Source organism: Paraburkholderia sp. A1RI_3L (assembly GCF_048957895.1).
Lineage (GTDB): Bacteria > Pseudomonadota > Gammaproteobacteria > Burkholderiales > Burkholderiaceae > Paraburkholderia > Paraburkholderia kururiensis.
This window is the reverse complement of the sequence record NZ_JARCHA010000014.1, coordinates 40955-66826: the sequence shown is the minus strand read 5'-3', so window position 1 is coordinate 66826 and position 25872 is coordinate 40955. Positions and strand designations below refer to the sequence as shown.

General features: G+C 65.6%; 23 protein-coding genes. 11 read left to right on the top strand and 12 right to left on the bottom strand.

The genetic code is table 11. The features are described 5' to 3' along the window. Window positions 1-82: 82 nt before the first annotated feature. On the top strand, window positions 83-1354 hold the full coding sequence (locus tag PXJ20_RS27885; RefSeq protein WP_421031461.1) for an ABC transporter permease: 1272 nt from the start codon (window positions 83-85) through the stop codon (window positions 1352-1354). Between the two features lie 23 nt (window positions 1355-1377). Then, on the top strand, window positions 1378-2217 hold the full coding sequence (locus tag PXJ20_RS27880; protein WP_017774273.1) for an ABC transporter permease: 840 nt from the start codon (window positions 1378-1380) through the stop codon (window positions 2215-2217). A gap of 51 nt (window positions 2218-2268) precedes the next feature. On the opposite strand, the gene PXJ20_RS27875 is transcribed toward PXJ20_RS27880, so the two are convergent. The 3 genes from PXJ20_RS27875 to PXJ20_RS27865 all read right to left on the bottom strand — a co-directional run bounded on the left by PXJ20_RS27875 (window position 2269) and on the right by PXJ20_RS27865 (window position 4725). Continuing rightward, window positions 2269-2475: a ChaB family protein gene (locus tag PXJ20_RS27875; RefSeq protein WP_017774274.1), complete on the bottom strand. Its 207-nt coding sequence runs from the start codon at window positions 2473-2475 to the stop codon at window positions 2269-2271. Between the two features lie 132 nt (window positions 2476-2607). Next, entirely contained in the window at window positions 2608-3831 is a 1224-nt protein-coding gene (locus PXJ20_RS27870; RefSeq protein ID WP_233411362.1) for a YncE family protein, read from the bottom strand. A gap of 72 nt (window positions 3832-3903) precedes the next feature. Then, the gene (locus PXJ20_RS27865; RefSeq protein ID WP_421031460.1) at window positions 3904-4725 is read right to left on the bottom strand and encodes a creatininase family protein; all 822 of its coding nucleotides are present in this window, start codon (window positions 4723-4725) and stop codon (window positions 3904-3906) included. A gap of 633 nt (window positions 4726-5358) precedes the next feature. On the opposite strand from PXJ20_RS27865, the gene PXJ20_RS27860 reads away from it, so the two are divergent. Beyond that, a complete protein-coding gene (locus PXJ20_RS27860) occupies window positions 5359-7113 on the top strand; it encodes an ABC transporter permease (protein ID WP_421031459.1) in 1755 nt (584 codons plus the stop codon). A gap of 23 nt (window positions 7114-7136) precedes the next feature. Beyond that, a complete protein-coding gene (locus PXJ20_RS27855) occupies window positions 7137-8486 on the top strand; it encodes an AAA-associated domain-containing protein (RefSeq protein WP_421030543.1) in 1350 nt (449 codons plus the stop codon). Window positions 8487-8495: 9 nt separating this feature from the next. Here PXJ20_RS27855 and PXJ20_RS27850 read toward each other — a convergent pair whose 3' ends face one another. The 3 genes from PXJ20_RS27850 to PXJ20_RS27840 form a co-directional block, all read right to left on the bottom strand. Next, window positions 8496-8924: a lytic transglycosylase domain-containing protein gene (locus PXJ20_RS27850; protein ID WP_233411937.1), complete on the bottom strand. Its 429-nt coding sequence runs from the start codon at window positions 8922-8924 to the stop codon at window positions 8496-8498. Between the two features lie 139 nt (window positions 8925-9063). Further along, entirely contained in the window at window positions 9064-9519 is a 456-nt protein-coding gene (locus tag PXJ20_RS27845) for a hypothetical protein (RefSeq protein ID WP_017773220.1), read from the bottom strand. A 14-nt stretch (window positions 9520-9533) separates the two neighbouring features. Beyond that, the gene (locus tag PXJ20_RS27840) at window positions 9534-9911 is read right to left on the bottom strand and encodes a hypothetical protein (RefSeq protein ID WP_017773221.1); all 378 of its coding nucleotides are present in this window, start codon (window positions 9909-9911) and stop codon (window positions 9534-9536) included. A 301-nt stretch (window positions 9912-10212) separates the two neighbouring features. Between PXJ20_RS27840 and PXJ20_RS27835 the strand changes: the two genes are divergently transcribed. Both PXJ20_RS27835 and PXJ20_RS27830 read left to right on the top strand, forming a co-directional pair. Then, complete coding sequence (locus PXJ20_RS27835; RefSeq protein WP_421031458.1) at window positions 10213-10803, top strand: helix-turn-helix domain-containing protein; 591 nt, start codon at window positions 10213-10215, stop codon at window positions 10801-10803. Then, entirely contained in the window at window positions 10800-11327 is a 528-nt protein-coding gene (locus tag PXJ20_RS27830) for a GNAT family N-acetyltransferase (RefSeq protein ID WP_126879315.1), read from the top strand. The genes PXJ20_RS27835 and PXJ20_RS27830 overlap by 4 nt, the downstream gene beginning before the upstream one ends. A gap of 58 nt (window positions 11328-11385) precedes the next feature. Here the strand turns inward: PXJ20_RS27830 and PXJ20_RS27825 are convergent, their stop codons facing one another. Next, entirely contained in the window at window positions 11386-12837 is a 1452-nt protein-coding gene (locus PXJ20_RS27825) for an MFS transporter (RefSeq protein WP_421031457.1), read from the bottom strand. Window positions 12838-12951: 114 nt separating this feature from the next. On the opposite strand from PXJ20_RS27825, the gene PXJ20_RS27820 reads away from it, so the two are divergent. The 3 genes from PXJ20_RS27820 (at window position 12952) to PXJ20_RS27810 (ending at window position 16407) form a co-directional block, all read left to right on the top strand. Next, complete coding sequence (locus PXJ20_RS27820; RefSeq protein WP_277599065.1) at window positions 12952-13839, top strand: helix-turn-helix transcriptional regulator; 888 nt, start codon at window positions 12952-12954, stop codon at window positions 13837-13839. Window positions 13840-13915: 76 nt separating this feature from the next. Next, on the top strand, window positions 13916-14506 hold the full coding sequence (locus PXJ20_RS27815; protein WP_126879322.1) for a BPSL1445 family SYLF domain-containing lipoprotein: 591 nt from the start codon (window positions 13916-13918) through the stop codon (window positions 14504-14506). A 230-nt stretch (window positions 14507-14736) separates the two neighbouring features. Then, window positions 14737-16407, top strand: a complete 1671-nt coding sequence (locus PXJ20_RS27810; RefSeq protein WP_421031456.1) for an alkaline phosphatase family protein — start codon at window positions 14737-14739, stop codon at window positions 16405-16407. Between the two features lie 64 nt (window positions 16408-16471). On the opposite strand, the gene PXJ20_RS27805 is transcribed toward PXJ20_RS27810, so the two are convergent. The 3 genes from PXJ20_RS27805 to PXJ20_RS27795 form a co-directional block, all read right to left on the bottom strand. Beyond that, entirely contained in the window at window positions 16472-17485 is a 1014-nt protein-coding gene (locus tag PXJ20_RS27805) for a lysylphosphatidylglycerol synthase domain-containing protein (RefSeq protein ID WP_017773228.1), read from the bottom strand. A 98-nt stretch (window positions 17486-17583) separates the two neighbouring features. Further along, complete coding sequence (gene hpnI, locus PXJ20_RS27800; protein WP_017773229.1) at window positions 17584-18864, bottom strand: bacteriohopanetetrol glucosamine biosynthesis glycosyltransferase HpnI; 1281 nt, start codon at window positions 18862-18864, stop codon at window positions 17584-17586. Window positions 18865-19122: 258 nt separating this feature from the next. Next, window positions 19123-20232 (bottom strand): GlxA family transcriptional regulator, encoded by a 1110-nt coding sequence (locus PXJ20_RS27795; RefSeq protein ID WP_421031455.1) that lies wholly within the window; start codon window positions 20230-20232, stop codon window positions 19123-19125. A 182-nt stretch (window positions 20233-20414) separates the two neighbouring features. Between PXJ20_RS27795 and PXJ20_RS27790 the strand changes: the two genes are divergently transcribed. Together PXJ20_RS27790 and PXJ20_RS27785 are read left to right on the top strand one after the other, a co-directional pair. Beyond that, window positions 20415-21122, top strand: a complete 708-nt coding sequence (locus PXJ20_RS27790; protein WP_421031454.1) for a DJ-1/PfpI family protein — start codon at window positions 20415-20417, stop codon at window positions 21120-21122. A 91-nt stretch (window positions 21123-21213) separates the two neighbouring features. Then, a complete protein-coding gene (locus PXJ20_RS27785; RefSeq protein ID WP_421031453.1) occupies window positions 21214-21498 on the top strand; it encodes a hypothetical protein in 285 nt (94 codons plus the stop codon). A gap of 132 nt (window positions 21499-21630) precedes the next feature. Here the strand turns inward: PXJ20_RS27785 and acnA are convergent, their stop codons facing one another. Next, window positions 21631-24348, bottom strand: a complete 2718-nt coding sequence (gene acnA, locus PXJ20_RS27780) for an aconitate hydratase AcnA (protein ID WP_421031452.1) — start codon at window positions 24346-24348, stop codon at window positions 21631-21633. A 71-nt stretch (window positions 24349-24419) separates the two neighbouring features. Continuing rightward, on the bottom strand, window positions 24420-25871 hold the full coding sequence (locus tag PXJ20_RS27775) for a bifunctional 2-methylcitrate dehydratase/aconitate hydratase (RefSeq protein WP_421031451.1): 1452 nt from the start codon (window positions 25869-25871) through the stop codon (window positions 24420-24422). Window position 25872: the final 1 nt, after the last annotated feature.

Genomic DNA, 25872 nt, shown 5'->3' with positions numbered 1-25872 from the left:
GCTGCGCCCGGGAAGCAACAGTGCGAACCCTCGCTGAAAGGCGAACGGTTCGCGCAGTGAAGAGCAAGAGAGGAGTCAGGGTGTGACGACGATGACGATGCCCGCCGACGAGGCCGGCGGATCGACTGCGCGGCTCAAGCGCGAGCTGAAGGCTGCCGAGGCGCGCAAGCGGACGATGGCGCTGCTGCTCGTGGCGCCGCTCGCAATTTTTCTGCTGCTGATTTTCGTCGTGCCGATTGCCGCGCTCTTGACGCGCGCCGTGCAGAACCCCGAAGTGGCCACGGCCCTGCCGCACACGATTGGCGTGCTGCACGATTGGGACCGCAAGAGCCCGCCATCCGACGCCGCCTACGCCGCGCTTGCCACCGACCTCACCGCGATCCAGGACGGCGAGGCGATGGGTGCGCTCGCGCGCCGGCTGAACACCGAGATTCCCGGCTTCCGTTCTCTGGTCGCGAAGACCACGCGCGCGATGCCGCTCACCGACGACGCCGGCCATGCGCTCGCGCCCGCCCAGGTCCACGCGAAAATCGCGGAAATCGACGACCGCTGGAACGACGTCACGTACTGGCAGGCCATCGCGAAGAACAGCAGCATGTACTCGCCGTTCTATCTGCTGGCCTCGCTCGACCATCGCCAGGACGCGTTCGGCGACATCATTCCCGCGGACCCTGATCAGCAGATCTACCTCACGGTGTTCACGCGCACCTTCACGATCAGCGTGGCCGTGACGCTGCTCGCGCTGCTGCTCGGTTATCCGCTCGCGTACTGGATCTCCACGCTCTCGGAACGGCGCGCGAACCTCGTGATGATTCTCGTGCTGATCCCGTTCTGGACGTCGATTCTCGTGCGCGTGGCCGCATGGATCGTGATCCTCCAGGGCGAGGGGCTCGTCAACAAGGCGTTGATGGGCAGCGGCCTGATTTCTTCGCCGCTTTCTTTGCTGTTCAACCGCGTGGGCGTCTATATCTCGATGACGCACATCCTGCTGCCATTCATGATCCTGCCGCTCTACAGCGTCATGAAGTCGATTCCGCCCACCTATCAGCGCGCGGCGGTTTCGCTCGGCAGCCATCCTTTCGCGGCGTTCTGGCGCGTGTACGTGCCGCAGACGTACCCGGGCATCGGGGCCGGCGCGCTGCTCGTGTTCATTCTCGCGATCGGCTACTACATCACGCCGGCGCTGCTCGGCGGGCCGAACGACCAGATGGTCAGCTACTACGTTGCGTACTTCACGAACGTGACGATCAACTGGGGCATGGCGTGTGCGCTCGGCGGGCTGCTGCTTGCGGCCACCACCGTGCTGTACGTGATCTACGGACGCTTCACGCGTTCGCAGCTGAGCCTCGGCTGAACCCGGCGACGGAGAACCATGCAATGAAACTCGCCAGACCCCTGTTCGCGCCGCATACGTCGCTGGTTGAACGCGTGTGGTATTTCGTGCTGCGCGGCATGGCCGTGCTCACGCTGCTGTACCTCGTCATGCCGGTGCTCGCCATCGTGCCGCTGTCGTTCTCGTCGAGCACGTTCCTCGTTTATCCGATGCCGGGCTGGTCGCTGCGCTGGTACGAGAACCTGATCACCTCGGACGACTGGCGCATGGCGGCGAAGAACAGCTTCATCATTGCGCCTTCCGCCACCATCGTGGCGACGGTGCTCGGTACGCTCGCCGCCATCGGTCTCACGAAGGCCGAGTTCCGCGGCAAGGCGCTGCTCATGGCCATCCTCATTTCGCCGATGATCGTGCCGGTGGTCGTGGTGGGCGTCGGCATGTACCTCTTCTTCGCGCCGCTCGGTCTCGCGAATACGTACACGGGGCTGATCCTCGCGCATGCGTCGCTGGGTGTGCCGTTTGTGGTGACTACGGTGGCCGCGACGCTGCAAGGCTTCAATCACAACCTCGTGCGTGCCAGCCTTTCGCTGGGTGCGAATCCGGTGAAGACGTTCTTCCGCATCACGCTGCCCGTGATCGCGCCGGGCGTGATTTCGGGGGCGCTGTTCGCGTTCGCGACGTCGTTCGACGAAGTGGTGGTCACGCTGTTCCTGGCCGGCGCGGACCAAACCACGCTGCCGCGTCAGATGTTCACCGGCATTCGCGAGAACATCACGCCGACCATTGCGGCGCTCGCGACCATCCTGATTCTTTTTTCGACGTCGCTGCTGCTCGCGCTCGAATGGCTGCGTGGCCGCAACGCGGCACGCGCCGTGCGGGCTTGAGGGCCCGCGCTGTCTGCATTGATGGCCTGACCGGCAGCGGCACGACGCCGGTCAGCGTCGCACCCACACATCTCCGTCTTTGACGTACGAGCGCTTCACCGCAGCCCACGCGATGCGGTGCGCGATCTCTTCGTGATCCGGGTCGCCCGCGTGCGCGGCGAAGGCGTGATTGAAGGCCTCGCGATAGATGTCCTGCGCGTGAGGCGGCAAGTGATTGCGCACGGATGGCGGAAGGTCGTCGTTCGAGGCGTACGGCATGGCGTGCTCCGTTGGCGAGGGTTGCCTTCCGCTTTGGCGCAACAAGCGCGCCTGAGGCCGCGGCGTAATCGCGAAGGCGGACACGCCGTTTCAGCGCTTCCGCCTTCGGCCGAGGGTTGCCGCCTGTCCGGGTCAGCGCATGTTGCCCGTGTGGCCCAGCGAATAGCGGCCGGGCTGCGGCCACACCGTGAGGCCGTGCGGCTCCATGCCCACGGGAATCGACTTCACCGCGCCCGTGGTCGTGTCGAACGCATAGACCACGTCGTCGAAGCGGCCCGAGAGCCACAGCGTCTTGCCGTCTGCACTGACGTTGCCCATGTCGGGACTGCCGCCGCCCGGAATCGGCCAGTTCGCGACGACCTTGCGCGTGGCGAAGTCGATCACAGAGACGCTGCCCTTGCCGTGACGCGGGCCGTGCACGAGGTTCGATCCGCGATTGGCCACATAGAGCTTCGTGCCGTCGCGGCTCGGATAGAGCCCGTGCGTACCCACGCCGGTTTTGACGAAGCCGACCTTCGTGAAGCTGTCGCCGTCTACGACGAATACGCCGTCGGCCATCATGTCGGCCACATAGAAGACCTTGCCGTCGGGCGAGATGCGGATGTCCTGCGGCATGCCCTTGCGGTCCAGTTCCAGGTAACCCACCACCTTGCGGTTCACGAGGTCGATCTTCGCGAGCTTGCCGCCGAATTCGCAGGTGAAGAGCGCGTACTTGCCGTCGATGGAAAAGTCCGCGTGGTTGATGCCCTTGCACTGCGGCACGTCGAGGCTCGATTTGAGCGCCATGGTGTGCGCGTCGCGGAAGTCGAGGCGCGCGTGCGCTTCGGCTACCACGATGGCTTCCTTGCCGTCGGGCGTGAAGTACATGTTGTACGGGTCGTCGACCAGCACGGCCTTGCCGGGCTTGCCCGTTTTCGGGTCGATGGGCGTGAGGCTGCCGTCGTTGCGGCCTTCGGCATTGTTGGCGACCCACAGCGTCTGCAAGTCCCACGAGGGCACGACGTGCTGCGGGCTGCGGCCTACCGGGAATTTGTCCACCACCTTGTAGGTAGCGGGGTCGATCACGTAGACGTCGTTGGAGCGCAGGTTCGGCACGTAGACGCGCGCGAGCGCACCGGCAACGGCCGAACTCATGTGACCGGATTCCGCTTCGCTGTAGAGATTGCCGGCGTTCGGCACGGGCGGCATGCCGGGCACAGTGGTGACGGCCGAAGTGGCCGACGTGGCCGAAGCTGTGGACGCCGCGACGGCATGGCCGGCTCCGAGGCCGGCGAACGAGGCGGCGGCGAAAGCGGTGAACGCGGCGAAGGCAATGAGCCGGGACCGACGGGGAAAGAAAGGTTGACGCAATTGCATGGTGGAGTCCGTTTGTCGGTTGTTGGATGGGTAGACGGTAGATAAACGGGCGCGTGTGTGCGGCGCAGGGCTTCAGTGGCCCGCGGTGTCTTTCTTGATCGCTTCGATGGTGCGCGAAACGATGGCGTCGGTGCCGAGCTGTCCGAGTTCGACGCTGGAGCGGCGCGGGTCGCCGCCGTAGACGCCGTCGGCGGCGCTGGGTTTGGGCGCGGCGCGCAACTTGTCGAGCCGTACCATCTGAGGCGCGACCGCGAGCAGCAGCGACGTGTCCGCGAGCCCGGCGTGCGTGCCGATCTCGGCATCCGTGACGCCGTGCTGACGCAGGATCTGCGCGTAGCCGTCCGAACTCGTGCCGTAATACTCGGGCGGCACGAAGGCGCGCGCGGAGCCGGCCCACGACTTGTTGAGCTGCGCAACCGCGCGCCGGATGTCGTTCTGATACCCACCGTGATCGCCGAGGAACACGATGTTGGTGAAGCCGTGCACCTTGAAGCTGTTGGCGGCGGACTCGAGCGTCTTCTCGAACACGTCGTCGGGCACGGTGATGGTGCCGGGAAAGCGCATGTGCGAGGTGGTGGGCGCATAGCCGCCTTCGGGCACGTAAGCGATCACGGGCGCGACGATGGCGTTGCCGAGACCTTGCGCGATGCGTTCGGCGAGTATCTTCGCGCGCACGTTGTGCTTGCCGAGCGCGACGTAAGGCCCGCTCTGTTCCGTGCCGCCAATGGGAATCAGGATCGTGGTCTTGCCGGCGCGAATCTCGTCGCGCAACTCGGTCCACGTGAGGTCTTCGAGCTGTACCGTTTTGGGCACCTGTGCCACGGCCATGTGCGCAGCGGCGAACGCGAGCGCGGCGGCAATTGTGGCGAGAGCGTGTCGAACTTGAAAGCGCATGAAAAGTCCTTGCGAAGAGGCCTGGGCCGGCGAGGGCGGGGCCGGTCCGATGTCCTGCGACGTTATCACAGTGGTGTATTCGAGCGGACGCCCTGCGGGCTTGTTCGAGATCAAGGGTTGTGCAGGTGGTGGCGCGCTGCGTTCGGTGCCGGAACGGCCTGCGGTGAGCCGCGCCGGGGCTGAATCGCGTGTTGACTTCCCGTTCGCGGAATGTCTAGAATTCCGGCTTCGTCACAAAAGGGGCCGATGCCTTGGACAGTAGCAGTTGTCGATCTTCGAACGGTTTTATCGCCTGACCGGCAAGACGTCCGCGCTCCCTTTTTCCGGCCGCCGTCTTGCCAGCAGGCAGACGGTGCGCGTCGCAGTCATTCTCCCCGTGCACCTTTGATTCGCGCCATCTGGCGTTGCGCTCGCATGCTTGTTTGCTGGCTTGCGTGCCGCGTCGCCTGAATGGTCCGGCTGCGAGTCCGTTCGTTCGCACGTATCGCGCTTGCCTGAGCGCGTGCTCCGTGCGTATGGACTCTCGCGGAAAACATCAGCCAGCAGCAAGGATCCGGCAAAACGCAACCGCGAGGGCTCGACGCGAGTCCACGCCAGCGTGGCCAGTTCCTGGGCGATTGTCTTTATTGAGTCATGGTGGATTTTCGTTTCAACCTGAACCGCACGGCGAACGCGTCGGCGTGGCGGCTGCTGCCGAACGGCTGGGACTTTGTGGCGTTCCCGCTGATCCTGTGCCTGATTGCGATGGCGGCGATCGGTTTTCACCAGACGCTGGCGCCGATGTCCACGCTGCAGACCCAGGCGATCGTGCTGGAGCCGTCGATGCTGCCCGAGTACGCCATGCGCACCACGCTGCGCATGCTCGCGGCGATGGTGGCGTCGCTGGCGTTCACCTTCACCTACGGCACGCTGGCGGCCAAGAGCCGGCGCGCCGGCATGGTGCTGGTGCCGGTGCTCGACATCCTGCAGTCGGTGCCGGTACTGGGCTACATCTCGTTCACCGTGACGTTCTTCCTCGCGCTCTTTCCGGGGCGCGTGCTGGGTGCGGAGCTGGCGGCCATCTTCGCCATCTTCACGAGCCAGGCCTGGAACATGACGTTCAGCTTCTACCAGTCGCTGCGCACCGTGCCGCGCGACCTGGACGAGGTCTCGCGCGGCTTTCACCTGACCGCCTGGCAGCGCTTCTGGAAGCTCGAGGTGCCGTTCTCGATGCCCGGGCTGATCTGGAACATGATGATGTCGATGTCGGGCGGCTGGTTCTTCGTGGTGGCTTCCGAGGCCATCACGGTGGGCAACAGCACCATCACGCTGCCGGGCATCGGCGCGTACCTGGCGCAGGCCATCGCGCAGAAGAACCTGCACGCGGTGGGCTGGGTGATTCTCGCCATGACGGTGGTGATCCTCGCCTACGACCAGCTGCTGTTCCGCCCGCTGGTGGCCTGGGCCGACAAGTTCCGCATGGAGACCACCAGTTCGGGCACGGCGCCCGGCTCCTGGCTGCTGGACCTGATCCGGCGCACGCGGCTGATCCACCGCATGCTGGTGCCGTTCGGCTGGCTGCTGGCGCGCCTTGCGCGCGTGCCGCTGAAGCTGCCCGCGTTCGAGCGGCCCAACCCGTTCGGCGTGACGCGCACGCTGGGCACGCGCACGGCCGACATCGTGTGGGGCATCGTCGTGGTGCTGCTCACCGCCTACGTGCTGTACCGGGTGATCGCGTACGTGCACACGGGCGTAGGCATGGACGAGGTGCTGCACGTGTTCGTGCTGGGCTTCATCACGCTGCTGCGGGTGGTGGTGCTGATCGCGCTGTCGTCGCTGGTGTGGGTGCCGCTGGGCGTGCTGATCGGGCTGCGCCCGGCGCTGGCCGAGAAGATCCAGCCGCTCGCGCAGTTCCTCGCGGCGTTTCCGGCCAACCTGCTGTTTCCGGTGTTCGTGATGGCGATCGTGCGCTTTCACCTGAACCCGGACATCTGGCTCTCGCCGCTGGTGGTGCTGGGCACGCAGTGGTACATCCTGTTCAATGTGGTGGCGGGGGCGAGCGCCTACCCGAACGACTACCGTGAGGCGGCCACAAACTTCCGCATCCGCGGCTGGCAGTGGTGGCGCCAGGCGATGCTGCCGGGCATCCTGCCGTACTACATCACGGGGGCGATCACGGCCTCGGGCGGGGCATGGAACGCGAGCATCGTCGCGGAGGCGGTGCAGTGGGGCGACACGAAGCTGGTGGCGCACGGGCTGGGGGCGTACATCGCGCAGACCACGGCCGACGGGGACTTCCCGAAGATCATCCTTGGGGTGGCGGTGATGTCGCTGTTCGTCACCCTGTTCAACCGGCTGTTGTGGCGTCCGCTGTACGCGTACGCCGGGTCGAGGCTGCGGCTCGACTGAATGGGCGAAGCGGAGAGCGAATCATGCAGGAACCGAAAACTGTAACGGCCGCAGGCGGACAGACCGCTGCGGCGAACGTGGCGCCGGTGCCGGGCGCCGAGATCCTGAGCGTGAAGCACGTGAGCCGTGGCTTCAACAAGGCGCAGGGCGAGCTGCTGGTGCTCGACGACGCGAACCTGACGCTGCGCGAGGGGGAGATCGTGGGGCTGCTGGGCCGCTCGGGCTCGGGCAAGTCGACGCTGCTGCGCATCATCTCGGGGCTGATCGAGCCGACCTCGGGGGAGGTGGAGTACCTGGGGCGGCCGCTGAAGGGTCCGGCCGAGGGCGTGGCGATGGTGTTCCAGACGTTTGCGCTGTTTCCGTGGCTGACGGTGCTGCAGAACGTGGAGGCGGGGCTGGAGGCGCGCGGGGTGGCGGCGCGCGAGCGCCGGGAGCGGGCGCTGGCGGCGATCGACCTGATTGGTCTGGACGGGTTCGAGAACGCGTACCCGCGGGAGCTGTCGGGGGGCATGCGGCAGCGGGTGGGGTTTGCGCGTGCGCTGGTGGTGGACCCGACGCTGCTGCTGATGGACGAGCCGTTCTCGGCGCTGGACGTGCTGACGGCCGAGACGCTGCGCACGGACCTGCTGGACCTGTGGACGCAGGGTCGGCTGCCGATCCGCTCGGTGCTGATCGTGACGCACAACATCGAGGAAGCGGTGTTCATGTGCGACCGGATCCTGGTGCTGTCGTCGAACCCGGGGCGGGTGCTGGCGGAGATCAGGGTGCCGTTCAGACATCCGCGCAACCGGCTGGACCCGGCGTTCCGGCGGCTGGTGGACGACATCTACGCGAAGATGACGGCGCGGCAGACGGGCGGCTGGGGCAAGAAGGAGCTGGAGCTGGGCAGCTGGCTGCCGCAGGTGTCGACGAACCTGATGGCGGGGCTGATCGAGACGCTGGCGATGCCGCCGTACCACGGGCGGGCGGACATGCCGGAGATTGCGCGCTCGCTGCACCTGGAGGTGGACGACCTGTTTCCGATCGCGGAGATGCTGCAGCACCTGGGGTTTGCGGACGTGCGCGAGGGGGACGTGTTCCTGACGCCGCCGGGGCGGGTGTTCGCGGAGTTCGGCACGCAGGAGCGCAAGATGATGTTCGCGGAGCACCTGCTGCGCAACGTGCCGCTGGCGGCGCGCATCCGGAAGGTGCTCAACGAGCGGCCGGGGCACCGCGCGCCGCGCGTGCGCTTCGAGCAGGAGCTGGAAGACTTCCTGTCGGACCAGGCGGCGGAGGAGACGCTCGATACGGTGATCGACTGGAGCCGTTATGCGGAGATCTTCTCGTATAACGACCAGACCGAAATCTTCAGTCTGGAGGATGTGGAGGCTTGATGGGGAGGCTTAATCCGACATCCCCCACGAGACCAGTACCGAATGAATGTTGCGCGCGTACTGGTCGCGTAGCTGCGGCGTTTCCGAGTGGTAGGCACCAATCGCCTGCCACGTGTTTCCGTGGCGAATCATCTTCTGCTTGAGCATCCACGCCGCTACGTAGATGTTCACGCACGCGTCCTTGAGCGCATTGGGCGGCACGCCATAGCGGCGCAACTCGCCGAAGTGCACGGAATTGATCTGCGTCTGGCCTACGTCCACGCTGCCGTCCGCATTTCGATGCACGGCATTCGGATTGCCCTTCGATTCGAACCACGCGATGGCGCGCAGGATGAGCGGGTTCACGCCTTGATAGGTGCCGGCGCGTTCGAAGCAGTTGTCGTCCGCGTGGTTGTCGTCCGCATGTGCGGCGGCGGGCGACAGCACGGCGACGGTCATGGCGAGCGAAACGAGACTGGATGCGGCGAAGCGCTTCGCCGCGAACAGAACGTGTTGCATGGCAGGGACCCCCAATATTGCCTGACGGTTTCTTGCCGTCGATGATTTCTTGCCGCTAACGAACGGCCACCCTCCACCCTCAGCGCGTCATGGCGACCGAAACGCCTTCGGTCGCAACCGACCGCTTGTCGTGCGGCCGTTCCAGCAACGCGGCGTCCAGCTTCTTTTCCATCGCGGCAAGCTGCGTGCGCGATTCGTCGGTGACGACGACACGCACCTGGACTTCCGGCGCCTTCTTCGCGACCACATGGCGCGATTTCTTCGAACGACGCGACGAGCCTGTGGTGGCAACCGGCGCCGACGTGTCTTCGTCGTCGCTGGCCGAGCCCGAGCCCGGCAGCGAGGCGAGCGACGGCACCGGCGGAAAGAGCTGGTTCGGCGCGGCGGCGGCCGTGGTCGGCTTGATGACGAAGGCCGACGACGAGCCACCTGACGCGGCCTGCGTCTGTGAAGGCGGCGCGCTAACGTTTGCAGGGTCGGCCGCGAATGCGGTGCCGCATGCGAGTGTGGCCGTGCAGATCAGGAATCGAAGCATAGGTCGGCCTCCGGTTACTCGGTCGGTTTGAGCTGGATGCTGTAGGGCTGGCAACTGCCTACGGCCACGTTTTCCATCCGCACTGACCCGGCCCGCTGCGAAGCAATGCCGCGCTTCACGGACTGGTTCAGATACGCAAAGTCCTGCGGCAGCGCGGAAACGACAATCGTCGTGGGCTGCAACTGTTTCGACGCGAGCGCGCCGACCTTCGTGAGTACCGAAGTCAACTGCGGATCGCGGGCGCCGAGAGCATCCGGTGGTATGACGAAATCGACGAGCTTTGGCGGCGCGGCAGGCGTGTGGATGTCGGTACGCGCACTGGCGTCCTGATTCGGTCCCTGGAGCTGGGCACATCCCGCAAGGACGGCCACGACGACGAGACTGGCAAGCAATTTCACGGTTGTCCCCCACGCTTTGGACCTGCGTTATCGGCAGCAATGGCGAATGATTTACCCCTCCTGGGCAAATTCACGCAGCGGCAAGGCAGACAGCCTTTCCTCGCGACGGCGAACTGGTTTAAGCACCTACTGCGCACGTTCGCCAAACCTTATTCGTACGACGTGTGCGCGTTCATCGCCTACCGCCGTCAACCGCTTTCCTTAGACGTTTGCGCAGCGGCACATCCATGCCGCTCACGAACGCGCAAATTATGGTTCCTTCATAGTGGATTTATTTTCCATTAAACTGGAACGCATGGACGTCACCGAACTCATTGCGGCCCGCGTGCGCGAACTTCGCGCGGCGCACGGCCTTTCACTCGACGCGCTCGCCGAACTGAGCGGCGTCAGCCGCTCGAACATATCGCTGATCGAGCGCGGCGAAAGCAGTCCCACGGCGGTGGTGCTCGACAAGCTGGCCACGGCGTTCGGCGTCACGCTTGCGTCGTTGTTCGAAGAAAGCGCGGCTACGCAGGACGAACCGTCGCCCGTCTCACGCGCACGCGCGCAGACGGTATGGACCGATCCCGGCTCCGGCTACGTGCGCCGCCATTTGTCGCCGGCTATGCGTTCGCCCATTCAACTCGTCGAGGTGCACTTTCCGGCCGGCAAACGCGTGGCGTACGACACGGGGGCACGCGAAGTCGAGATCAATCAGCAGGTGTGGGTGATCGAAGGGGCGATGGAAATCACGCTGGGCGAAGAGCGCTGGCGTCTTGAAGCGGGTGACTGCCTCGCGATGCGGGTGGATTGGCCCACGGTGTTTCGCAACCCTACGCGCAAGCCCGCACGCTACCTCGTGGCGCTGACCACGCTTGCCTCCATGCCCACACGGAGAAACGGATGAGCGCGAACGTAACGGTGATGCGAGTCGGGGCCAACGAAAGCGCGGCATGCGTCGAGGCGCTGGCCGATGTGTTGATCGACTGCGTGGCGGGCGGGGCGTCGGTGAGTTTCATGTGGCCGCTGTCTCGCGACAAGGCCATCGCGTTCTGGCGCGACGTGGCCGAAGGCGTGGCGCGCAACGAGCGCGTGTTGCTCGTGGCGCAAGGCGAGGACGGCGAGATCGTCGGTACGGTGCAGTTGATTCTCGCGCAGCCCGAGAATCAGCCGCATCGTGCCGACGTGGCGAAGATGCTCGTGCATCGCAAGGCGCGCCGCCGCGGCGTTGCGCAACAGTTGATGGCCGCCGTGGACCATGCGGCGCGCGAAGCGGGCAAGACGGTGCTTGTGCTCGACACCGTGACCGGCGGCGATGCCGAGCGCCTCTATCAGCGCGCCGGATGGGAGCGCGTGGGAACGGTGCCGAACTACGCGCTCATGCCCGACGGCACGTTCTGTGCGACGACGTTCTATCACAAGCAGCTTTGAACGCCCGTTGTGCGCGGTACACGCACAACCAGGCAACCAGGCAGCGGCACGCACGTCGTCAGTCCACGGGCACCTGCGCCACGTTCACGGCCACGTTGATGCCCGCGTTTCGATCATGGTTGCGATACACCGCGGCGCAGGCCACCAGCACGAGCATTACGCAGAACTCCGCGACGAGACTCGCCGTTGCGGCATCGAGATACAGGCCGGAATGGTGGAGCGTCTGCGCGAACACAGCACCCAGGGCCGCAGAGCCCAGCCCGAACGACGCTTGTTGCACCGTGGCCAGCATGGCACTGCCGGCGCCCGCCTGTTCGTGCGGCACGTCTGTGAGCGAGATGCGGTAATAGCTGCTCACGATGAACGCCTGGCCGGCACCGATCAGCATCGTGGCCGGTGCGAGATTCAGAATGCCCGGGTGAGGCCACACCTCATGCAGTGTCGCGATCAGTGCGAGCAGGCCCGGCATCTGGATCGCGCAGCCCAGCATCAACGTCTGAGTGCGTCCGAACTTTGTGACGGCCCGTGCGGTGAAGAGCGACGCGACGAAGTACGAGCCGCCCAGCATGATCAGCGTATTGCCCGAGTGAACCGGCGAGAGCCCCGCGCCCGCCTGGAGCGTGAGCGCGAGCACGAACATGAAGCCGCTCCAGCACGAGAAGAACAGGATCGCGACGACAAGGCCAAAGCGCACGCTAGGCAGGCGCAACAGCGTGGGCGGCAGCAGCGGCGATATTCCGCGGCGTTCCTGGACCAGCTCCGTCTTCCACAGCAGCACGATGAGCGGCACCGCCGCGACGAGCAGCGCGATGCACGGCGCTGACCAGTGCAGCGAAGGGCCCATCGAAAGCGGCAGCAGGATGGCGAGAATCACCAGCGCGAGCAGCAGCGTGGCGGGACGGTCGATACCTGCGGCGTGATCGCGGCGTGTTTCCGGAATCCACCGCGAGCACGCGAGAATGGCCGCACACACCGGCAGGTTGATGAGAAACACGCTGCGCCAGCCGCTGCCCGCAATGTTGGCCGACACGAGAAAGCCGCCCAGCACCTGCCCCACGATGAACGCGAGCCCGCCGATGGCGCCGTAGAACCCGATGGCGCGCGAATGGGCGTGGCCTTTGAGGCTCACGTGGATGGTGGCGAGAATCTGCGGCACGAGCAGCGCTGCAGCCACGCCTTGCAACGCGCGCGCCGCGAGCAGCAGCGCCATCGAATTGGCGAGCCCGCACAGCAGCGACGAAATGCCGAACAGCAGCACGCCGATGTTGAAAATGCGTCGCCGGCCGAAGTTGTCGCCCAGCCTGCCGCCCATCGCGAGGCACACGGCGAACGCCACGCCGTAGGCGGCCACCATGAGTTCGAGCCCGGTTTCGGTGGCATGCAGCGAATGGGCAACGGCGTCGAGCGCCACGTTGACGATCGAAAAATCGATTTGCGGAAGCAGCTGGCCAGCCAGCAGCACGAATAGTCCAAGCTGGCTGAGCTTGGGGTGAGGATTCTGCGCGGTCATCGAAAGCCTTCCTTCAATGCGTTTGGAAAGCTAGTATGGAGAGCGTTTTAGACTGGTACCAGAGTTTGTTTAGACTGGTATAAGTTGTGTCAGGCTACGATGGAGCGACCTCGAATGAATGCCACGCCGGAACTGTTCCTCGCCGATTCGCCGGACGAGGGCGATATCGTCGATACGAACCGCCTGCTGCAGCTGGCCGGCTTCCTGCGGGCCCGGCGCGAGAGTCTGGACCCCGCGCGGCTCGGGCTGCCGCGCATCGGCCGGCGCCGCACGCCGGGTCTGCGCCGCGAGGAGGTGGCGCAGCTCGCGGGCATCGGCATTACCTGGTACACGAAGCTCGAGCAGGGGCGCCCGATTCGCGTATCCGCGAAGGTGCTGGACGCTGTAGCGGCCGCCCTGCAGTGCAGCGAGACCGAAACGCGCCATCTCTTCACGCTTGCTGGCGTGACGCGGCCGGCCTCGGTGACCACGAAGCCGTCCTGCGAAAGGCTTTCGGAGGCGTGGCAGCGCGTGCTCGATCAGATGAACCCGTTTCCGGCGGTGATTCAAAGCGCGCGGTTCGACATTATCGGTTTCAACGCGGGATATTGCAGGCTCGTCGGCATCGATCTCGCGACCATCCCGCCTGAAGATCGCAACTGCCTTTACCTCGCGTTGACGCACCCGACGTGGCGCGCGTGCCTCGGTGACTGCGACGAAGCGCTCGACCGCATGGTGGCGCTCTTTCGCGCCGCGATGGCCGAGCACATGCAGGACCCGGCCTGGGAAAGGCAGTTGCAGCGCTACATGAATGTGTCCGCGGAGTTTCGCGAGTTGTGGCCGCGCCATCAGGTAGTCGGCATCGAGAACCACGTGAAGCGGTTCCGTCATGCCTCGGTGGGCGTGTACAGCATGCAGCAGACCAACTGGTGGTCCGCGGCGCAGAACGGCGTGCGCCTGCTCGTCTACATGCCCGCAGACGAAGAGAGCGAGCGGCTCTGGAGGCAACTTTCCGCGTCGTAGTTGTCCAACTGGACACGCGGCAACGTTCGCGAACATTCAATCAACAATTACTCGTCGGAGGAAAGCACCCATGCCCATGCGTCGACGTCAGTTCATCACGGGTTCCAGCGCCATGCTGGCAACAGGCGCCCTTGCACTGGCCGGCTGCACCACCACGCCGCCAGGCACCGGCAACACGCAGGCCGACAACACCGAGAAGCGTGCCAACATCAACGCAGGCGTGGACGCCACATTGGCACGCCTCTACAGCACGGTCCACGGTTCGCAGGAGTTGGTCGCGAAGTCGCGCGGCGTGCTGGTGTTTCCGTCGGTCATCGCGGCCGGCTTCTGGTTCGGCGCACAGTACGGCGAAGGCGCGCTGCGCGTGGGCGACCAGACCACGGGCTACTACAGCACGCTGGGCGGTTCGTTCGGATTGCAGATCGGCGCGCAGTCGAAGGCACTCGTCTTCGCGTTCATGACGCAGGAAGCGCTGGACAGCTTCCTCAAGAGCCAGGGCTGGTCGGCGGGTGCGGATGCAACGGTTGCGCTCGCGAAGATCGGCGCCAACGGCAATCTGGACACATCGACGGCCATGAGCCCCGTTGAAGCGTTCGTGCTCACCAATGCGGGTTTGATGGCGGGCATCTCGCTTGAAGGGACGAAGGTGTCGCGACTCATGATCTGAGCGCGCCGCTCGATCGTCGAAGTCAAGCAAGCCAGTGCAGGTTAGCGCCTGCACTGGCTTTTTTGTGTGCAGAGCTTCTGCCAACGCAGAGGCAATACGGATCACGAAATAACTTGTAAGAGAATGTAATTGAAAGTCCCGCTTCATCCACGGGACGTAATGGCCATGCAGATTGGCACCTCGGTCGGAGATGTTCCCAATAGTTCTACCAATAACGAACGAGGTGACGAATGGAACGGACATGGAAGCGCTCTGCGGTAGCCGCGGCCAGCGCGATAGCCCTTGGGCTCGCGGGCATGCAATCCGCTCATGCTGCTCAGGACGAGCAGCATGAGCACCACGAAGCGAGGCAGGTGAAGCACGTGCTTCTCATCAGCTTCGACGGTCTACACCAGCAGGACGTGGCCCGCTGCGTTGCCGGCAATACCTGCCCGAACCTCGCGTTGCTCGCTCAGTCAGGCGTGACGTACACCAACGCTCACACGCCGGGCCTTTCCGATTCGTTTCCTGGCCTCGCCGCGCTCGTGACCGGTGGTTCGCCGAAGACCGCGGGCCTCTTCTACGACGTCTCCTACGACCGCACGCTCTACGCGCCCTCGGACACGCAATGCCAGGGCAAGCAAGGCTGGAACGTCGTGTTCGATGAAACGACGGGCATCGATGCCGAGAATGGCGGCGCGCTCGTTCACCTCGATGGCGGCGGTGCCTTCAATCCGCAGGCTATTCCGAACGCGAAGATCAACGGTGTGTGCACGCCCGTGTATCCGCACAACTACGTCAAGACGAACACCGTGTTCGAGGTGGTGAAGCAGCACGTTCGTGGCGCGCGAACCGCATGGGCAGACAAGCACGCGTGGGGCTACGACTGGCTGAACGGTCCGTCGGGCAACGGCGTGGATGACCTGGCTCGCACGGAAATCAATTCCATCGACCCCGCCACCGGTTCCGATTACACCGACACCTACAAGCACACCGAGCAGTTCGACGACTTCCACGTGGCCGCGCTCATCAACGAGATCGACGGCAAGGACTCCACGGGCAAGACGAATGCGTCCGTCCCCACGCTGTTCGGCACGAACTTCCAGACGCTCAGCGTTGCGCAGAAGGCGGTAGTCGCCAAGGGCGGCGGGTATCTGGACGCGAGCTTCACGCCGGGCCCGCAGGTGGCGGACGCCGTGGCGTACCTCGACAAGTCGCTGGGCCGCATTGTCGATGAACTGAAGCAGCGCAACCTCTATTCGTCGACGCTCGTCATTGTGACGGCCAAGCACGGCCAGTCGCCTACGGATCACACGAAGCTCGTGAAGAACGGCGACACGCTGACGGCGCTGCTCGAAGCCAACAACTATCTGGACCCGAACGGCAACTTCGGCCAGGCCAACACGAAGACCGGCAACCTCAATGACGGAAGCGGTCTGGTGGGCACGGGCTTCGTGCAGACCGACGACGTGGGCCTCGTCTGGCTGCGCGACCCGAGCCAGCTGAACGCCGTGGTGAAAACGCTCCAGGACAACCTGAGCTGCAACGCGCCCGGCATCTGCGCGGACGGTCCGCAGGCGTACATCCTGTACGGACAGAGCGTGAAGGCGAAGTTCGGCGACCCGTCGCTGGGCCGCACGCCGGACATCGTCGTGCAACCGAATCCGGGCGTGATCTACACGTCGAGCAAGAAGAAGGACGAAGAGCACGGCGGCAACGCGCCCGACGACAGCCACCTGGGCCTCGTCGTGTCATTCCCGGGTCTGCACCACGCCGGCCGCACGAATCCGGACTACGTGCTGACCACGCAGGTGGCGCCGACGATTCTGCGCGCGCTCGACGTCGATCCGGATCTGCTGCACGCGGTGGCTGCGGAAGGCACGCGGGCGCTGCCGGGGCTTGGGCTGGGTCGCGAAGAGTAAGAGGATTGCGGCGAGGCGGCGGACGGGCCCGGCTCGTCTGCCGCGAGGCGACGCGACGTAGCGATCAGCGCCGCCCGTCCATCGCGGCGGCCGGGGTGCGATACGAACGCCGGCCGCCCGACGATTCGGCGAACTGCCAGGCGAAGAGCCCCGGCACGTAGATGAGCAGGTCGCGCACGCGCCGCGCGCCGGCCAGCGCGAGCGAGGTGGCCGGGTCCAGCCCGAAGGCCGAGCCGATCAGCACGAATCCCCCTTCCTGCACGCCCAGTGCGCCCGGCACGAAGAACGCGGCGCTGCTCACGGCCTGAATCAGCGATTCGATCACTACCGCTTCAAGGAAGCTGATGTTCGCGCCGAGGAAGTGCACCGCAATCCAGATTTCGAGCGCGGTGCCGAGGCATTGCAGCGTCTGCCAGAAGAACACGTAGCGCAGCACCACGCCGTGCCGCCGCCAGACGAGCTTGATGGCGCGGTCGATATGCGCCGAACTTCCGGCGAGCGCCGTGAGCTGTCCGCTGGCCACACGGTTGAGCAGCTGCGAAAGACGCTCGAAGGGATTCGCGTGCTGCACGAGCGCGAACAGCAGGAGCACCGGGGCGAGCGCAAGCGTGCCCCAGAACAGGTTCGTGGCCAGATGGAGCGAGTCGCCCACGGTGTGCGCCACCAGATAGCCGATGGCGGCGATCGTGAACAGCAACTGGCTGATGAGCGTGAGCTGCATGTCGACCACGAGGCTCGCCATCGCCGTGGATGCGCGCAGACCGCGCTGGCGCAGCAGCCGGAACGACGTGATCTCGCCGCCAATGCGCGCCACCGGCAACATGCCGTTCACCGATTCGCGAATCCAGACGAGTTGCAGCATGCGCGCGAAGCTGGGACGGTTGGCGCCGCGGATCAGCGTTTGCCAGTCGCGTGCGTTGGCGAGCATCGGCAGCACGTGCACGATCGCGGCGAGCACGAGGCCTGGGCCTGCCGCGCGCATTAGCGCCAGTACGGCGCCGGGGTTGTCACGCCAGAAAAGCCAAAGGGAAATAACGAGTCCGGCAAATGCCGCGATGCGGCCGAGGTGTTTCTTCATGCCGCATCCGTGGGCAGTAATTCAGTCATTCGGTGTTTCCATCAGCCGGGCGTTGCGTCGGCCTGTCGGGCGGGGCTCATTGCGGGTTCACTGCGGGCTCATTTGTCCTGAACCGGGTAGAGCAGGCCTTTGCCGTCCACCTCGAAGCTGACGCCCCGCCATATCACGCGTGTCGAGCCGAAACTCGCCACAAAAATGGCAAACGAGAGGATATCCCACAGCGGCAGCAGCCAGAGATCGCGGCAGGGTTGCCGCAAGGTGCGGTCCGCCTGGAGCTTCAGCGCGAAACGCACCACGAGCGCCGCCGCCACGAGTGCCCACGACCACGCCGCCCCGCCCGCCAGCGCAAGCGCAACAAGCGCGAACGGCAGCGGATGCGTGAGCGCCGAGCCGAGGTGTCCCGCAGGGTCCACGGCGCGGATCGTGCGACTCCAGCGCAGTTCGTGCGAGACGAGCCGCCCGAACGTGGTTTCGGCACAGGCATGCGTGACGGCAACGGGCGGAATCGCTACGGTCTGGCCCGTGGCGCGTACCGCTTCGCCGATCGCGTGGTCTTCGGCCAGATGGTGCGCGAACGGCAGGTAGCCGCCGATCGCCTCGAGCGTGTCGCGCCGCATCGCAATGGTCTGGCCGAAACAGGGCTTCGCGAGACCCAGCGCGAGCCCCACCACTACGCCCGGCAGGAACTGGTAGTTGGTGGCGTTCGCCGACAAACGTGGCCAGAAGCCGGGGTCCGGCTCGCCGCGATAGGCGCACGTCACGAGCCCGACGCCGGGCCGCTGCAACTCGCCCACCACGTCGCGCAGGTAATGGGTGTTCACGCCGACGTCGCTGTCCGCGAACACCAGCACGTCGTGCCGCGCGTGCGGGAGCATGTTCACCGTGTTGCTGATCTTGCGATTCGGCCCGTAGAGCCGCGAATCGATCACGACGCCAATGTCGGCCTGCGGATGCAGCGCGCGCAACGCTTCCACCGTTTTGAGCGCCGGGTCGTTGCGGTCATGCACGCCGAACAGGAATTGCACCGGCGCCGGATAGTCCTGCGCGCAGAAGCCTTCCAGATTTTCGAGCAGCGCATATTCATGCCCGTGCAGCGGCTTCACCACCGTGACAGGCGGGTAATGCGTGGGCGCGGCCCGGGGTCTCGCGAAGAAACGCGGCAGCAGCACGGTGGCCGCAATCGTGTAGCAGACGGCAAAGGCGGCGCACAGGCCGCAGGCGTAGCCGATCCACGTCAACGTGCTGGAAAGCGCGTGCGCGGCGCCTTCCGTCGCAATGAGCGCACTCACGGCGATCAACCCCGCCGGGCCGAGGAGCCAGAGCAGGCTCGGCGAAAACGGCCATACCGGTTGGCGTTTCTGGGCGGGCTCTAGTTCCATCCGCTGTTCCCAAGGAGAGGGTTGGGTAAATCCCATGTCCCGGCACGCCACGAGAAAGCAATGGGCGGCAACGCGGGACGCAGGGCGAGGCGGTATTCAGCCATCCGTACTGCGACGCCAATATGAATCTTCATGCGGTTCGCGATGGGCGCCGGGCGGCCGGAGGCAGAACGTGCGAGCAATCGGCACGCCATCTTACCGCGTAATGCAGGGGAGATAGGTTCGCGAGGGCACGTCGGGAGATTGTGCGGTGTCTTGTCACGTCGTTTGTGTCGGTTGGTCGGTCTGCGCGGTGGTGTGGGCAGCGGTGTGGGCAGCGGCAGCAGGCGCTGGCCGGGATCGGGATACGGTCGGCGGCTGTTCTGCGGCGAACCGTTCGCGGTAGGCCTGGGGCGTCACGGCGATGGCGCGCATCAGGCTGCGCCGCAGGGTTTCTTCGCTGCCGAATCCGCAGCGCGCCGCAATGCGCTTGACCGGCAGCTGTGTTGCGCTCAGCAAGCGGCGTGCCGCCTCCACGCGCATCTGCTCCACGGCTCGGGCGGGCGTGAGTCCGGTTTGCTCGCGGTAATGCCGCATGAAGCTGCGCTCGCTCATGCCGGCGCGGGCGGCGAGCACCGCGACCGTGAGGTCCGAAGCGAGGTGCTCGGCCATCCACGCGTGCAACTCGGCGAAGCGCTCGCCTTTCTCCTTTTGCAACGAGAGCGCCGTGCTGAACTGCGCCTGGCCGCCCGGGCGCTTGAGAAACACCACGAGATGCCGGGCCACGTCGAGCGCGAGCTGTCCGCCCAGGTCGTCTTCCACTAGCGCCAGCGCGAGGTCGATGCCGGCCGTGACGCCGGCCGACGTCCAGATGGCGCCGTCGCGCACGAAGATGGGATCGGGCTCCACGCGCACGGCGGGAAAGCGGTCGGCCAGTTCCGTGCAGCGCGTCCAGTGCGTGGCCACGCGGCGTCCGTCGAGCAGGCCGGCTGCCGCGAGCAGGAACGCGCCCGTGCAGACCGATGCAACGCGGCGTGCGTGCCCCGCGCGTTCGCGAACCCAGTTGGCGAGCGCCGTGTCCCGCGAGGCGGCGTAGACGCCGTTGCCGCCGGCGACGATCAGCGTGTCGCACGGCCCGCTTGCTTCGGGCAACGGCGACGCCCCAAGCCCAAGCCCCGCCGACGACACCACCGTGCCCGGCTGCGCCGCGATCACGCGAGGCGCGTACGGCAGCGGCAACCCGGCGGCACGCGAGAGTTCGTTCGCGGAGGCGAACACCTGGAATGGCCCGGTGACGTCGAGCAACTGCACGTCGGGGAAGGCGAGCAGGTCGATGGTGCGCGGGGCGGACGGCGGGTTGGCTTCGGCGGGTGGTGGTTGGGTCGGCATGGCGGGCGGTGTGATGGCGGTGGCTTTGTGGCGGTTTCTTGGCGGCCTCTTGGTGGCGGCGCGGAGCGAAGCGCCGTCTGAACCGCAGGTTGGCGAAAACCGAGGGTTATATGGCAATACTGCCATACGGTCGCGGCGTAGAGTCGGTTCTGTCCATCCATCGCTTGAAAAAGAGGTTCGCCATGTCGCTACAGATCGGTCTTTTGGTGTTTCCCCGCGTGCAGCAGCTTGACCTGACAGGTCCGTACGACGTGTTCGCGTCGCTGCCCGACGCCGCCGTCCATCTTGTCTGGAAGGACCGCGCGCCGCTCACGTCCAGCAGCGGTCTTGTGCTCGTGCCGGATACCACGTTCGATGCGTGTCCGCCGCTCGACGTCATCTGCGTGCCCGGCGGCGCGGGCGTGGGCGCGCTGATGGAGGATGCCGAGGTGCTGGACTTCCTGCGCCGGCAAGCGAGCGCCGCTCGCTTCGTGACCTCGGTCTGCACGGGCGCACTGGTGCTCGGTGCGGCGGGTTTGCTGCGCGGGCGGCGCGCCACCACGCACTGGGCCTTCCACGAACTGCTGGAGCCGCTGGGCGCGATTCCCGTGCGCGAGCGCGTGGTGCGCGACGGCAACCTTTTCACGGGCGGCGGTGTGACGGCCGGCATCGATTTCGCGCTGACGCTGGCGAGCGAACTCGTGGACGAGAACACCGCCCAGGCCGTGCAGCTGCAGCTCGAATACGCGCCGGCGCCGCCTTTCAACGCAGGGCGGCCGGACACGGCACCCGCCGCGGTGGTGGCTGAGGCGCGCGAGCGCGGGGCCGCGCTGTTCGCGCAGCGCAAGGCGATCGTGGACCGAGTTGCGGCGAAGCTCGAAGCGGCGTGGTCCGAAGGGCGTGTGGCATAAGGCGGCAGCGCGTGGGTCGCCCTACGTCGATGCGCCTGGCGTTGCGGGCTCAGGCTAGACTTCCCGTTGCCCCAGTAAGGAGGAGAGCCCGATGCAACGCAAAATGCTCAACGCTTCGCGCTTGCAGGAAGAAGTGACCCGGCGCCTCGGCCGGCTTCACAACATCGCCGATGAGGGCGTGAAGATCAGCGTGCCGCGTCCCCAGTTGCAGGAGCCCGACGCGACGGGCTGCAACTGGACCATGAAGCATTTCGGCAACGCAGCCGGTTTCGAGCGCGACATCGAAGCCGTGTTGAAGGCGGTGCGCGCCGAATACAACCTCGCGACGGAAAAGAAGGACGCCGGCAATCCGTTCGGGGATTTTCCCGGCAGTTGAGCGCGTCGAGGTCACTGCGGCGGGATTCACCGCCAGTCGACCCACTAAAAGACGCACGAAAAAAAAGCCCGACTGAGTCGGGCTTCAAGAACTGGCTGCACCCCGCGCGGGGGCGCAGCCCCTGCAAAACGCTTACGCGGCGAGCAGCTGGCGCAGCACGAACGGCAGAATGCCGCCGTGCTTGTAGTAGTCCACCTCGATCGGCGTGTCGATACGCAGCAGCACCGCCACGCGTTGTTGCGTGCCGTCCTTGCGATTGATCACGAGCGTCACTTCCTGTTGCGGCTTGAAGTTGTCGCCCAGACCTTCGACGTCGAACGTTTCATCGCCGGTGATGCCGAGCGACTGGATGCTGTCCGCGCCCTTGAACTGCAGCGGCAGCACGCCCATGCCCACGAGGTTGGAGCGGTGGATGCGCTCGAAGCTGCGCGCCACCACGGCCTTCACGCCCAGCAGCTGCGTGCCCTTCGCGGCCCAGTCGCGCGACGAACCCGTGCCGTATTCCTCGCCTGCCAGCACCACGGTGGGCGTGCCTTCGGCGATGTACTTCATGGCGGCGTCGTAGATCGACATCTGTTCGCCGCTCGGTTGGTGGATCGTCAGGCCGCCTTCCACGCGCGTGCCGTCCGCCTTGGCCGGGATCATGAGGTTCTTGATGCGCACGTTCGCGAAGGTGCCGCGCATCATCACGTCATGGTTGCCGCGGCGCGAGCCGTAGCTGTTGAAGTCGGCCTTCTGCACGCCGTTTTCTTTCAGCCACTTGCCTGCGGGCGAGTCTTCCTTGATCGAGCCTGCGGGGCTGATGTGGTCCGTCGTCACCGAGTCGCCGAAGATGCCGAGCGCGCGTGCGCCCTTGACGGTCGGAATCGAAGCGGCCGGCTGCATCGAGAAGTCTTTGCCGAAGAACGGCGGCTCCGCGATGTAGGTGGACTTCGGCCAGTCGTAGACCTGGCCCGCCTCGCCCTCGATCTTGCTCCACAGGTCGCCCTTCTTCGTGAGCTGCGCGTAGTTCTTCTGGAACGCGTCGGCGTCCAGCGCGAACTTGAGCAGCGCGTTGACTTCGTCGCTCGACGGCCAGATGTCGCCGAGGTAGATGTCGCGGCCGCCCTTGCCCTTGCCGACCGGCTCGGTCATGAGGTCGCGCGTGATGTTGCCCGCAATCGCGTAGGCCACGACGAGCGGCGGCGAAGCGAGGAAGTTCGCGCGGATGTTCGGGTGAATGCGCGCTTCGAAGTTGCGGTTGCCCGACAGCACCGCAGCCGCGACGATGTCGTTCTTCGTGATGGCTTCGTTGAGCGCCGGGGTGAGGTCGCCCGCGTTGCCGATACAGGTCGTGCAGCCGTAGGCCGCCACTTCGAAGCCGAGCTTCGAGAGGTACGGCAGGAGGCCCGTCTTCGTCAGGTATTCGGTGACGATGCGCGACCCCGGCGCCAGCGACGTCTTGATGTGCGGGGCCACCGTGAGGCCGGCTTCCACGGCCTTCTTCGCGAGCAGGCCGGCGGCGAGCAGCACGCTCGGGTTCGACGTGTTCGTGCACGACGTAATGGCGGCAATCAGCACGTCGCCGTTCTTCACCTTGACGCCGTCCGAGGTGGTGTATTCGGTGTTCAGGTCGTCGGCCTTCTTCGCGAAGCCGTTTTCAGCGACGGGCTTCGAGAACAGGTCGGTGAAGGTCGACTTCACGTGGCCAATCTCGATGCGGTCCTGCGGACGCTTCGGACCTGCCAGTGAGGGCGCCACCGTGGCCAGGTCGAGCGTGAGCGTCTTCGTGTAGTCGATCTGGCCGGCCTTCGGAATGCCGAAGAGCTGCTGCGCCTTGAAGTAGTTCTCGAAGGCGGCAATTTCGGCTTCGGTGCGGCCCGTGCCCTTGAAGTAGTCGATGGTCTTTTCGTCCACCGGGAAGAAGCCCATGGTCGCGCCGTACTCGGGCGCCATGTTGCCGATGGTCGCGCGGTCCGGCAGCGAGAGCGACTTCGTGCCTTCGCCGAAGAATTCGACGAACTTGCCGACCACCTTCTCCTTGCGCAGCATTTCGGTGATGGTGAGCACGAGGTCGGTAGCCGTTACGCCTTCGATCAGCTTGCCCTTCAGTTCCACGCCCACCACGTCCGGCGTGAGGAAGTACACCGGCTGGCCGAGCATGCCGGCTTCGGCTTCGATGCCGCCCACGCCCCAGCCCACCACGCCGATGCCGTTGATCATCGTCGTGTGGCTGTCGGTGCCGACGAGCGTGTCCGGGTAGTAGACGGTGTCGCCGTTATCGGCCTTCTTGTGCACGCCGCGCGCGAGGTATTCGAGGTTCACCTGGTGGACGATGCCCACGCCCGGCGGCACGACCTTGAACGTGTCGAATGCCTGCATGCCCCACTTCATGAACTGGTAGCGCTCGTTATTGCGCTGGAATTCCAGCTTCATGTTGAGATCGAGCGCGTCTTTCTGGCGGAAGTAGTCGATCTGCACCGAGTGGTCGACCACGAGATCCACCGGCACGAGCGGCTCGATCGCCTTCGGGTCTTTGCCGGCGCGGTTCGCGACGCCGCGCATGGCCGCGATGTCGGCGAGCAGCGGCACGCCGGTGAAGTCCTGCAGCACGACGCGCGCGACGACGAACGGAATTTCGTCCACGCGCGCGGCGTTCGGCTTCCACTTCGCGAGCTGTTCGATGTGTTCTTCCGCGATCTTCTTGCCGTCGTAGTTGCGCAGCACCGACTCGAGCACGATGCGGATGGAGACCGGCAGCCGCTCGATCTTCACGCCGAGCGCCTTGCCGAGTTGCGGCAGGGAGTAGAACTTCCCTTTGCCGGAACCGCTGTCGAATTCCTTGAGCGTTTTGTGGAGGTTATGGGCCATGGTGTTTTCCTTCGTTTAATCGCGGAAATGACATTGCTACACGTTTGCCTGGTACACGTTCAAATGCGAACTCAAATGACGTACAGATCGACGTACTCGTTGACCGGCATGGCTTCGAGCCGGGCCTGATCGAGCGACGCGTCGAGAATTGCCTGCTGCTGTTTGCCCGGGAAGCGGCGCGCCAGATTCGTCCTGAACTTCTCGACGAGCAGCGGGATGCCTTCGGCGCGGCGGCGCTTGTGGCCGATGGGGTATTCGACCACGACTTCGGGGAGCGTCGTGCCGTCGGTGAACTCGATGGTCAACGCATTGGCGATGGAGCGCTTGTCCGGGTCGTGATAATCCTTCGTGAACTGCGGGTCTTCCACGCATTGCATCTTCGCGCGCAGGGCGTCGATGCGCGGGTCGGCGGCCACGCTGTCTTCGTAATCCGCCGCCGTGAGCCGGCCGAAGATGAGCGGCACGGCGACCATGTACTGGATGCAGTGGTCGCGGTCCGCCGGGTTGGCGAGCGGCCCTTGCTTGTCGATGATGCGGATCGCGGCCTCGTGGGTGCGGATCGTGATCTTCGCGATGTCGTCGACGGAACGGCCCAGCGACTGCAACTGGCCGTGCAGCGCCATGGCCGCTTCGGCTGCGGTCTGGGCGTGGAATTCGGCGGGAAACGAGATCTTGAAGAGCACGTTCTCCATCACGTACGAGCCGTACGGACGCTGAAAGCGGAACGGATTGCTCTTGAAGAGCACGTCGTAGAAGCCCCACGTTTTCGCGGTGAGCACCGACGGGTAGCCCATCTCGCCGGTCTTCGCGATGAGCGCGAGACGCACGGCGCGCGAGGTGGCGTCGCCCGCGGCCCACGACTTGCGCGAACCGGTGTTCGGCGCATGCCGATAGGTGCGCAGCGCCTGGCCGTCGACGAAGGCGAGCGAAACGGCGTTGATCAGTTCGTCGCGCGTGAGGCCGAGCAGTTGGCCGACCACGGCGGTGGAAGCCACCTTCACGAGCAGCACGTGGTCGAGGCCGACCTTGTTGAACGAGTTTTCCAGCGCGATGCAGCCCTGGATCTCGTGCGCCTTCACCATGGCGACCAGCACGTCGCGCATGACGAGCGGCGGCTTGCCCGCGGCTACGGCGGTGCGCGAAAGCCAGTCGGCCGTGGCGAGGATGCCGCCCAGGTTGTCCGACGGATGGCCCCACTCGGCGGCGAGCCACGTGTCGTTGAAGTCGAGCCAGCGGATCATCGCGCCGATGTTGAAGGCGGCCTGAACGGGGTCCAACTGGAATGGCGTGCCGGGCACCTTCGCGCCGTGGGGCACGATCGTGCCGGGCACGACCGGGCCTAGCAGCTTGGTGCAGGCAGGGTAGGAGAGCGCTTCGAGTCCGCAGCCGAGCGTGTCGATGAGGCAATGACGCGCCGTCTCCAGCGCGAGCGCGCTGTCGAGACGGTAATCCAGCACGTAATCGACCATGTCGGTCAGTACGTGGTCCGGCTGGGGGCGGACGTTGGAAATCGGCGCGGACATC

What these genes read in the sequence shown, in the direction of transcription:
- PXJ20_RS27880 (WP_017774273.1), top strand. Translation starts at nt 1,378, where the DNA reads ATGAAACTCGCCAGACCCCTGTTCGCGCCGCATACGTCGCTGGTTGAA.
- PXJ20_RS27875 (WP_017774274.1), bottom strand. Translation starts at nt 2,475, where the DNA reads ATGCCGTACGCCTCGAACGACGACCTTCCGCCATCCGTGCGCAATCAC.
- PXJ20_RS27870 (WP_233411362.1), bottom strand. Translation starts at nt 3,831, where the DNA reads ATGCAATTGCGTCAACCTTTCTTTCCCCGTCGGTCCCGGCTCATTGCC.
- PXJ20_RS27865 (WP_421031460.1), bottom strand. Translation starts at nt 4,725, where the DNA reads ATGCGCTTTCAAGTTCGACACGCTCTCGCCACAATTGCCGCCGCGCTC.
- PXJ20_RS27860 (WP_421031459.1), top strand. Translation starts at nt 5,359, where the DNA reads ATGGTGGATTTTCGTTTCAACCTGAACCGCACGGCGAACGCGTCGGCG.
- PXJ20_RS27855 (WP_421030543.1), top strand. Translation starts at nt 7,137, where the DNA reads ATGCAGGAACCGAAAACTGTAACGGCCGCAGGCGGACAGACCGCTGCG.
- PXJ20_RS27850 (WP_233411937.1), bottom strand. Translation starts at nt 8,924, where the DNA reads ATGACCGTCGCCGTGCTGTCGCCCGCCGCCGCACATGCGGACGACAAC.
- PXJ20_RS27845 (WP_017773220.1), bottom strand. Translation starts at nt 9,519, where the DNA reads ATGCTTCGATTCCTGATCTGCACGGCCACACTCGCATGCGGCACCGCA.
- PXJ20_RS27835 (WP_421031458.1), top strand. Translation starts at nt 10,213, where the DNA reads ATGGACGTCACCGAACTCATTGCGGCCCGCGTGCGCGAACTTCGCGCG.
- PXJ20_RS27830 (WP_126879315.1), top strand. Translation starts at nt 10,800, where the DNA reads ATGAGCGCGAACGTAACGGTGATGCGAGTCGGGGCCAACGAAAGCGCG.
- PXJ20_RS27825 (WP_421031457.1), bottom strand. Translation starts at nt 12,837, where the DNA reads ATGACCGCGCAGAATCCTCACCCCAAGCTCAGCCAGCTTGGACTATTC.
- PXJ20_RS27820 (WP_277599065.1), top strand. Translation starts at nt 12,952, where the DNA reads ATGAATGCCACGCCGGAACTGTTCCTCGCCGATTCGCCGGACGAGGGC.
- PXJ20_RS27815 (WP_126879322.1), top strand. Translation starts at nt 13,916, where the DNA reads ATGCGTCGACGTCAGTTCATCACGGGTTCCAGCGCCATGCTGGCAACA.
- PXJ20_RS27810 (WP_421031456.1), top strand. Translation starts at nt 14,737, where the DNA reads ATGGAACGGACATGGAAGCGCTCTGCGGTAGCCGCGGCCAGCGCGATA.
- PXJ20_RS27805 (WP_017773228.1), bottom strand. Translation starts at nt 17,485, where the DNA reads ATGAAGAAACACCTCGGCCGCATCGCGGCATTTGCCGGACTCGTTATT.
- hpnI (WP_017773229.1), bottom strand. Translation starts at nt 18,864, where the DNA reads ATGGAACTAGAGCCCGCCCAGAAACGCCAACCGGTATGGCCGTTTTCG.
- PXJ20_RS27795 (WP_421031455.1), bottom strand. Translation starts at nt 20,232, where the DNA reads ATGCCGACCCAACCACCACCCGCCGAAGCCAACCCGCCGTCCGCCCCG.
- PXJ20_RS27790 (WP_421031454.1), top strand. Translation starts at nt 20,415, where the DNA reads ATGTCGCTACAGATCGGTCTTTTGGTGTTTCCCCGCGTGCAGCAGCTT.
- PXJ20_RS27785 (WP_421031453.1), top strand. Translation starts at nt 21,214, where the DNA reads ATGCAACGCAAAATGCTCAACGCTTCGCGCTTGCAGGAAGAAGTGACC.
- acnA (WP_421031452.1), bottom strand. Translation starts at nt 24,348, where the DNA reads ATGGCCCATAACCTCCACAAAACGCTCAAGGAATTCGACAGCGGTTCC.
- PXJ20_RS27775 (WP_421031451.1), bottom strand. Translation starts at nt 25,871, where the DNA reads ATGTCCGCGCCGATTTCCAACGTCCGCCCCCAGCCGGACCACGTACTG.